Origin of the sequence: Caballeronia arationis, assembly GCF_001544975.2 — a bacterium.
Classification (GTDB): domain Bacteria; phylum Pseudomonadota; class Gammaproteobacteria; order Burkholderiales; family Burkholderiaceae; genus Caballeronia; species Caballeronia arationis.
The window spans coordinates 44,346-52,933 of sequence record NZ_FCOG02000044.1; the positions used below are offsets into that span (position 1 = coordinate 44,346).

The 8,588-nt window shown below is 58.7% G+C and carries 6 protein-coding genes and 1 pseudogene; 3 read left to right on the plus strand and 4 right to left on the minus strand.

Annotated elements, in window-relative coordinates; all coding sequences use genetic code 11:
• Positions 1-261: 261 nt before the first annotated feature.
• A complete protein-coding gene (locus AWB81_RS23720; RefSeq protein WP_062638999.1) occupies positions 262-4,416 on the minus strand; it encodes a CheR family methyltransferase in 4,155 nt (1,384 codons plus the stop codon).
• Between the two features lie 314 nt (positions 4,417-4,730).
• Between AWB81_RS23720 and AWB81_RS23725 the strand changes: the two genes are divergently transcribed.
• Positions 4,731-5,009 (plus strand): hypothetical protein, encoded by a 279-nt coding sequence (locus tag AWB81_RS23725; protein ID WP_144444174.1) that lies wholly within the window; start codon positions 4,731-4,733, stop codon positions 5,007-5,009.
• Between the two features lie 31 nt (positions 5,010-5,040).
• On the opposite strand, the gene AWB81_RS48805 is transcribed toward AWB81_RS23725, so the two are convergent.
• The 3 genes and pseudogenes from AWB81_RS48805 to garL all read right to left on the minus strand — a co-directional run bounded on the left by AWB81_RS48805 (position 5,041) and on the right by garL (position 6,675).
• On the minus strand, positions 5,041-5,280 hold the full coding sequence (locus AWB81_RS48805; RefSeq protein WP_144444176.1) for an ATP-binding cassette domain-containing protein: 240 nt from the start codon (positions 5,278-5,280) through the stop codon (positions 5,041-5,043).
• Positions 5,220-5,847 (minus strand): annotated as a pseudogene (locus AWB81_RS23730) (NAD(P)-binding domain-containing protein); the annotation flags it as partial. The gene AWB81_RS48805 and the pseudogene AWB81_RS23730, both read right to left, overlap by 61 nt.
• Positions 5,848-5,889: 42 nt before the next feature.
• Positions 5,890-6,675, minus strand: coding sequence for a 2-dehydro-3-deoxyglucarate aldolase (garL, locus tag AWB81_RS23735; protein WP_062638994.1), 786 nt, complete (start codon positions 6,673-6,675; stop codon positions 5,890-5,892).
• A gap of 372 nt (positions 6,676-7,047) precedes the next feature.
• Between garL and AWB81_RS23740 the strand changes: the two genes are divergently transcribed.
• Together AWB81_RS23740 and AWB81_RS23745 are read left to right on the plus strand one after the other, a co-directional pair.
• Entirely contained in the window at positions 7,048-7,884 is an 837-nt protein-coding gene (locus AWB81_RS23740) for an NAD-dependent epimerase/dehydratase family protein (RefSeq protein WP_062639000.1), read from the plus strand.
• Positions 7,885-7,913: 29 nt separating this feature from the next.
• Positions 7,914-8,588, plus strand: a 675-nt coding sequence (locus AWB81_RS23745) for an MFS transporter (protein ID WP_144444175.1), incomplete at its 3' end; no start/stop codon positions are given.

Here is an 8,588-nt window from a genome sequence, read left to right on the forward strand (position 1 = left end):
AATTATTGTGTCACCAGCGAAGGTAAGTTCGGCAGGGTTGGGCGACAGGCAGGACAGCAAGGTCTCAGTCCGGCCAATTCCGGCCCTTCGTCCGTGCTTTTGGGTTGACGTTTGAACGGCGGCTTGATTTTGAAAGCGGACCAGCAATTGAGCGGCAATGGTCTGCTAAGAATGAACCTCCGCGCCGAAACTAGGCACTTTTGAGGCTGTTTTGTGCTACATCGACTTTAGAAAGCGCTTCGTGCATCGACTCAATAGCCGCTACTTTTTTCTCAAGTTTCCGCCGATAGCCACGAGTAGCGCGTTCAGCGACACGGGCTTACGCAAATGCGCATCGAACCCTGCACGCAGTGCCTCGGCAGCGTCCTGCTCGCGTCCGAAACCGGTTAAAGCGATCGCTGGAACCGCCCTACATGCCGGCAGCTCACGCAACTTCGCAATCAGTTCATAGCCGCTCATTGTCGGCATGCCGATATCCGACAGAATGAGATCGAATTCGCTTTCGCTCGCGACCTTGAGAGCTGCTTCGGGAGTCGATTCCGCTCTGACCTGCGCCCCTTCTAATTCAAGCAAAGTCCGGAACCCTTCGAGGCCCTCCAGCGAATCGTCGACAAGAAGTACGCGCAGCCCCGTCAGAATGCTGGGATCAGCGGTTTTACCCGCGGGCAATACAGATGAAGATGGAGGAAGATGTGGCAGCCAAAGGCGGAAACAGGATCCTTGTCCCAATCCAGCCGAGGTACCCTCAATGCGTCCGCCGTGCATTTCAGCCAGTTGCTTGGTGAGCGACAAGCCGATGCCTAAGCCGCCGCGATCACGTCGGCCGCCGCCGTCCGCTTGGCTAAACATATCGAAAACTTTGGGCAGAAAATCGGGCGCGATGCCTTGTCCCGTATCGCATACCTCGATGCAGACGTATCGATCATCGCGCGTAAGCGACAGATTCACGCGTCCGCCGTGCGGCGTGAACTTCAAGGCATTGCGCACCACGTTCCAAATCATCTGCTCCAGGCGTACCGAATCGGCCTGAATCGTCAACGGCGCGTCAACGCCTGACACTAACATTCGAATCTGCTTGTTCGCGGCTTCCGCCTCACTCGCCTCGACGATCGCTCGAAGAACAGATGCAAGATTGACCGGCGAGAAGTGCAACGCCAACTTGCCCGTGCGCACCCGCGATAGATCCAACAGGTCGTCAATGATCTTGGATTGCCCAAGGACCGAACGTTGAATCGCGTCCGCCGCATCCTGAACCAGCGCAATATCTTTCACCTCGGGCGAGCGGCTCAGTAACTCAGCCTTGACGTGAATTAAGTTAAGCGGATTCTTCAGCTCGTGCGACAGTACCGCAAAAAATTCATCTTTTTGGCGGTTCACCGTTTCCGCCTGGGCACGAATGGCTCGCTCGAGCGCCAACTGCAGTTGCTGCTGGCTCTCCACGCTCTTACGGTCGGTTAAATCGCGCGCTATTTTCGCAAGACCCTTGAAGCCGACCGTGTCGATCGATGTCATGACGCCGCTGCAATAGATCTTTCTGCCGTCTTTTCTGAGGTGCCAACGTTCGTCCTCGGCACGACCTCCCTTCTTGGCTGTTTCTCTTTCCGCGAGCGCTGCGCCCGGCCGGTCTTCCGGGACGAATATGAGGTCGATCGGCTTGCCCACGACCTCATGTTCTTCAAAGCCAAACATTCGGTGCGCTCCTCGATTCCAACTGAGGATCGTGCCGTCCAAATCTTGCACAATGATTGCATAGTCGTCGGTGGTCAAGGCAGCGAGCTTCAGACGTTCTTCGCTCGATCGGGCCGCTGCCTCGGCCCGGCGTCTTTGCGTGATGTCGATCAGGGTGAGCACAGCACCGTCGATGCGATCGTCCACGGTTCGGTACGGCAGCACGCGAGCGAGGAACCAATCGCCGTCCAAAGTGCTGACTTCCCGCTCCGCCGACTTCAGGTCCTCGAATGCGCTTCTTACATCTGCGGCGAGTTGCGGATAATGCAGGCGATGCGTCAAATCGAGCAAGGGGCGGCCGATATCCGTCGCGATTAAGTTGAACAGTCCCACGGCTGCAGGCGTATAGCGTTTGATGCGCATCGAACGGTCGACAAAGATAGTCGAGATGCCGGTAGAGGCAATCAAGTTTTGAAGGTCATCGTTGGCTTTCGCGGTCTCTTCTACCTTCGCCTGCAGCGCACCATTGACCGTCAGGATCTCTTCGTTGACCGACTGCAGTTCTTCCTTGCTGGTTTCGAGCTCCTCGGACGCTGAACGCATTTCTTCGTTGATCGCCTGCAACTCTTCGTTGGAGGCCTTTAGCTCCTCGCTCGAGACGTTTGAATGCTCAACGGTCGATTGCAAAAGCTCCTTTAATCGCCGTACTTCGGCCTCGAGGTGTGCGACGACAGGACTCTCGTCAGTCGGAGCGACTTCGGACGCTTCGGGCAACGTGGTCTCCTCCGCCTCATCGAAGAACACTGCAAGGACGTCTCCACCGGCCGCATCGTAGAACGGGCGCACAGTCATATTGACGTAGGAAAGAGCGGTACCACGCGCGAACCTCACGCGCTCTGCATCGACGCTTTTGCCATGTCGCAGCGCTTGAAAGAGAGCAGTTTGAAGCTCCAGCCTCAGCTCGGGGTTGATCAGAGTGAGCAGATTGTGAGACGGTTCACCGCCGACGTATCGGAGGAACCGGCCGACATCCTCTGACATATGCAGGATTTCCCCGTCGCGATCGATCAGCACGCTTGGCGGCGCATAATGCTCCATGGCGCTCCGGTGCAGGGCTGAGAACGACGAGTCCGTGCGACCAATCGCTGGCTTTATGTTACTGAAGTGAGTCGGCTGCGCCAGCGGGCCGACGAACGGTAACGTCGACGCAGGTCGCGCGCTCGCCGACTTCTTCGCGCGATAAATCCGGCTCTTCTTGTCAATGGCGACGAAAAGGTCATCGGCAATCTCAGCCGACTCGGAACTACCCAAGAATAGATAGCCGCCCGGTTGAAGCGCGAAGTGAAATGTTTGCAAGACCTGTCGCTGTACCGTACGGTCCAGGTAGATCAGCAGGTTGCGGCATGACACCAGGTCGAGCTTAGAGAAGGGCGGATCACGCAGCAGGTTGTGGGCGGCAAACAGAACCTGTTCCCTTAAGGATTTGTTGATGAGGTAGCGCCCGTGCGTGAGCGTAAAAAACTTTCGAAGCCGGGCAGGCGGAACGTCGGTCACAATCGGCGATGGATAACTGCCCGTGCGCGCCGTCTCGATAGCGCTCTCATCGATGTCTGTGGCGAACACCTGGATGCCACAACCTTTATTGGCTTCCGCGACACACTCGTTAAGCAGCATGGCGACCGAATACGCTTCTTCGCCGGTCGAGCAGGCCGCCACCCAGACGCGGATGGAGTCGTCATCGGACTTGTCTTCGCAGATGCGCGGCACGATTTCGCGCTCAAGGGCTTCAAAAGCGTCCCGATCGCGAAAGAAATTCGTCACACCGATCAACATGTCCTTAAGCAATGCGGAGGACTCTTCCGGGTGAGTGTCGAGAAACCGCTGGTACGAGGGTAAGTCTGGAAGCGCGTTGACTTGCAGCCGACGTTCAATGCGTCGCAGAACCGTCGCGCGCTTGTAGTGCCGGAAGTCGTGCGCGGTGCGGGCGCGCAGCGTAGAAAGGATTTTATGCAGTGCGTCTTCTGCGAGCGGCGCCGAATCCGGCGCTGCACTACTACCTGCCGATGTTGCTATGAGAATCTGATCGTCGCCGGCGGGAGGCAACTGAATCGCTCGCGCGTTGTCGCGCAGTTCGATAAGTTTCTGCGGGATCTCAGCGACCGGCAGCGCAATGTCGACCAAGCCCGTCGCGATGGCATTGCGGGGCATCTCATCGCATTCGGCATCCTCGGGACTTTGCGCGATCGTGACACCGCCATGCTCCTTGATTCGACCTATTCCGATCGTACCGTCGCTGCCAAAGCCCGACAAAACGACGCTGATCGCGCGGGTGCGGTGTACTTCGGCGAGGCTGCGAAAAAACAGGTCGATCGCCACCGGTCGTCCTGGTTCGCGATTCGACGGCGTTACTCTCAGGTAGCCATCATTCATCGACAGGTCGTTGGCCGGCGAGATGAGATAGACATGATTCTTTTCGATCTGAGTCGCTTGCAAGACTTGCACGACCGGCATTCTAGTGAGTCTCTGGAGCACGGCGTCGGCCTGGCTTTCATGCTTGGGCGACAGATGAAGGACGATCACAAACGCCATGCCCGCGTCGTTTGGCATGTGCTCAAACAGGCGCGTCAGCGCTTGAATTCCGCCGGCCGATGCCCCGATGCCGACAATCGGAAACTCCAGCGACGGCGTGACAGATCGAGTCACGTCGGGCGGGTCAGCTGAAGGTTCAGGCGCTTTATTGCTTGTCATGACGACGCTCTTAGTGACCACGCTTATTGGCAGTTTTGCCAAAAAGAATTTAGATGCGTGAAGGATTGATTCGTCGAGCGTACACCACGAGCGTCACGGAGGTTGTCAAAACAAGAGACCGGCGAATTACGTTGGGGATTTTCGGGAAAACCTTCCATTGCATGCAGGTTAACAGATGGCAGTGTCGCAAATAGTGCCGGCCCACGCGCGTCCATTCGCAAGCTCAGCTGCCCACAATAAGTCTCACAGAAGCATGCCGCGCAATTGGGCGTCGAGATCTCGACGTTCGACAGCGCAGTTTCGGATCGATGTGGATGCCGAGGAGTCTCTTTCCGTTACTTGCTTTTGCTGAGCAACGACATTATGGCAGGCTTACGTTCGTACGGATCGCGTTGCCCCTGACCGTCAAGACCCGCGGCACCAACGATTCCACCAACGGCGACCTCGAAGGTGCCCCTTTGATTGCTCCAGCATGGTCGGTGACCTTCAAACGCGACTCAGTTGCTCCATTAATTATCGACCTGTCCCTCGAGAAGGCCACCAAGCTGGAACCGACCATCATTTCAAAGATGGCCGCATCATTCGTTTCGTGAAGATCGGTAGTTGCGATGCTACGACCGTTTCTCAGAACGGTGCCACGGGCGCAGAGCTCGCGGATTTCTTCAGCCGATGAGAGATGTACAGCACAGATGTGCCGCGCGCCGTCTCGGCACGTATGAGCGCGAATAACCAATCGGTGGAAGACAGGACGGCTGTAGGTTCGTCGAGGATGAGGAGCTTCGGTTCCTTGCTCATCGCCCGAACGACGCAAAGCCGCCCATCAGCGCCTGACGAACCTTCTCCGCATCCACGCCGGCTTTGGATGCCAACAGCAACGCCTCGCCGACCGCCTCGATGGTCGCGGCGACGATCACTGGTTGGCGACCTAGCAAACTTGTCCGGCGCCGACTTCGCCAATCAGAGATACGTTTTTTCCCATCATGTCGAAATAGGGCTTTACCGCGTCGAAGCTCGCTTGCGAGCCGCCCACCATGATCGTGAGCGATCCCGCTTTAGCGCCGACTTCGCCTCCGGAAACGGGCGCGTCGAGATACTCCGCGCCACGCGCACGCCGGCGGCGAAATCGCGCGTGGCCATCGGCGAGATCGAACTCATGTCGACCACGATCTGACCGGCCCGCAGGCTCTCGGCCACTCCGTTTTCACCGAACAGCACGCGTTTGACGTCGGGCGTGTCCGGAACAATGATGAAAATGACGTCTGCCTGGGCGGCGACCGCAGCGGCACTGTCTGCCACGACGACGCCCGCTTGCGTGAGGTCGGCCGGCACGGCACCTTTAGTGAACGCGACGAGTTCGACGCCTCCCTTTCGCAGATTGCCCGCCATCGGCGTGCCCATGATCCCAAGTCCGATAAAGCCTGCCTTTTGCATCTGATTCTCCAAACGTTGTGATGTCACGTTGACCACGCGTGCTTACTTCTGCATGAAATGCCTCTGTACGGCTTGTGCGGCGTTCCGAAGGAGGCCCATGTCGGCGCAGACCGCCACGAGCGTGCTTCCCATCGCGAGGTAGCGCTCGGCATCCGCCTGCACGGGCGCGAGAATTCCGCTTGCCTTGCCGGCCACCTTGACGCGCTCGAAAACATGAGCGATGGCTTCCTGCACTTCGGGGTGGTTTGCATTGCCGATATGCCCGTATGAGGCGGCGAGATCGGAGGGACCGGCGAACACGGCATCAACACCATCGACCGCAGAAATCTCATCGATCGCCTCGACTGCAGCACGGCTCTCGATCTGCACGACAACGCAGATGTTGTCGTTTGCAATGTCGAAATAGTTGGCAATGGTTCCGTAACGATTGCCTCGTTGGCCGACCGATACGCCACGCACGCCCAGCGGCGGGTAACGCGTCGCGGCGACGGCGCGTTCGGCATCAGCGGCGCTGTCTACGAAAGGGATGAGGAAGTTGAAAAAGCCTGCGTCCAACAGGCGCTTGATGACAACGCTGTCATTCGCCGATGGCCGTACGAACGGCGCGCTCGGGCTGTCTTTCAGCGCCATGAGCTGCGGGATGAGCGTTAGAACGTCGTTCGGGGCGTGTTCCGCATCCAGCAACAGCCAGTCGAAACCGACGACGCCCAGCAATTCCGTCGTAATCGGACTTGCGAGGGAGGCCCATCCCCCAATCAGGCGTTCGCCGTCGCGAACTGACTGGCGAAACGTGTTCGGTAATGGCTGACAAGGGGTCGACGCTGTCATGGCTAGTTTTCCTGAAGTCGTGAGTAGTAAGGGCCGCTACGCGTCGAGTCTTAAGTGATCGTACATCGTATATCTATCCGGCTTGGCGCGACTGGAACGTTTACCCGTATGTATTGCGATCAACTTCGATCATCAACCGCCCTCCGCGGTTTGTGAGCGCCTGTTCCCATGGTATTAGGCAGTTCGGTCGTCGGCTATGCTCGGTGAGGCGTCATCTGCGGGTAACTGCCTAGTTGAATTCTGATGCCGCTGTGCAAAAGTACGTTATCGTACAACAAGCGATCGCTTTATTGGCTCGCTCTACAGTCTCGGCTTGACCGCTGGCTATTTGCCATAGCTAGGCTCAAGCGTTCGGGGCACTTAAGGACCTTTATGAAGAAGATTGCCCTGAGTGGGGCCGGTGGGCAGCTCGGCTCGGTCGTACGGGCCGCGTTGATCGCACGCGGCACCTCGTTGCGCTCGGCCGCTGGCTCAAGGCCTCTCGCTCCTTTAATGGATGGCGAGGACGTCATGCACGGGGACCTACGCGACCCGCGCGTTGTCGATCGTCTGCTGGACGGGGTCGACGTGTTAATCCACCTCGCGGGTACGAGCGTAGAGCGCCCTTTGCCTGAGATCATTGACAACAACCTGCGCGCGCTCGTCGAAGTGTACGAAGGCGCGCGCAGGCAAGGCGTGCGGCGCGTGGTGTTCGCCAGTTCGAACCACGCGATCGGCATGTACCCGGTCACCGAACATCTCACCCTCGACTGCGCGTTGCGCCCGGACGGTTTCTATGGGTTAAGCAAGGTGTGGGGCGAAGCATTGGCAAGAATGTATTGGGACAAGCACGGCATCGAGAGTATCTGCGTTCGGATCGGCAGTTGCCTCGAGCAGCCGACCGAGCCCAGACACCTGAGCACGTGGTTCGGCCATCGCGACCTACTGCATTTCCTCGACCGTTGTATCGAAGCAGAGGACGTGGGCTTCATGACCGTGTGGGGTGTCTCCGCCAACACCCGCAGTTGGTGGGACAACCGCGGCGCGGAGCGCCTAGGTTATCAGCCGACACAGAACGCCGAGGCGTACGCCGCGCAAGTACTGGCACGGCCGAATCCGCTCGATGCTCTGGGCCAACGCTACCAGGGCGGCAGCTTCGTCGGCCTCGATTACTCCCGCGAGGATAGCGGGCCCGATGGCTCGACTGCTTCCGCGGTCCGGCCCATCTGATCAGTTCAAGATTGCGAGGAGACACAGCAATGAAAATCAAGGGCATCCGCTGGTGGATGGTTAGCCTGGTAGCGGCCGGGCTCATCATCAATTACCTCGCGCGCAACACGCTTTCCGTGGCGGCGCCGACACTGATGAAAGACCTCCATATGACCACCGAGCAGTACGCGCATGTGGTGGTCGCGTGGCAGCTTTGTTATGCGTTCATGCAACCGGTCGCGGGCTATCTGCTCGACACGGTCGGCACCAAGATTGGTTTCGCGGCATTTGCGCTCGCCTGGTCTTTGGCCTGCGCGGCGGCCGCATGGTCGACGGACTGGCGCAGCCTTGCGTTCTTTCGCGGCCTCCTTGGCATCGCCGAGGCGGCCGGCATTCCGGCCGGCGTGAAGGCGACCAGCGAGTGGTTCCCCGCCAAGGAGCGTTCGGTGGCGATTGGCTGGTTCAACATTGGCTCGTCCATCGGCGCGCTGCTCGCCCCGCCATTGGTCGTCTGGGCATTGCTGCACGGCCAATGGCAATGGGCGTTTTTGATCGTCGGCGTGCTGGGCGTGGCCTGGAGCGCGTTGTGGATGCTGCTGTACAAGCACCCGCGTGATCAGAAGCTGTTGAGCGACGCTGAACGCGATCACATCCTCAGTGGGCAGGAGGCCAAGCACAGCGACGTGGGCGTCTCCAAGCGAAAGTGGACCGAAATGATCGGCAGC

Bases quoted from the DNA above. Each gene is read 5' to 3' on its own strand.
- AWB81_RS23720 (WP_062638999.1), bottom strand. From the start codon at position 4,416: ATGACAAGCAATAAAGCGCCTGAACCTTCAGCTGACCCGCCCGACGTG.
- AWB81_RS23725 (WP_144444174.1), top strand. From the start codon at position 4,731: ATGCCGAGGAGTCTCTTTCCGTTACTTGCTTTTGCTGAGCAACGACAT.
- garL (WP_062638994.1), bottom strand. From the start codon at position 6,675: ATGACAGCGTCGACCCCTTGTCAGCCATTACCGAACACGTTTCGCCAG.
- AWB81_RS23740 (WP_062639000.1), top strand. From the start codon at position 7,048: ATGAAGAAGATTGCCCTGAGTGGGGCCGGTGGGCAGCTCGGCTCGGTC.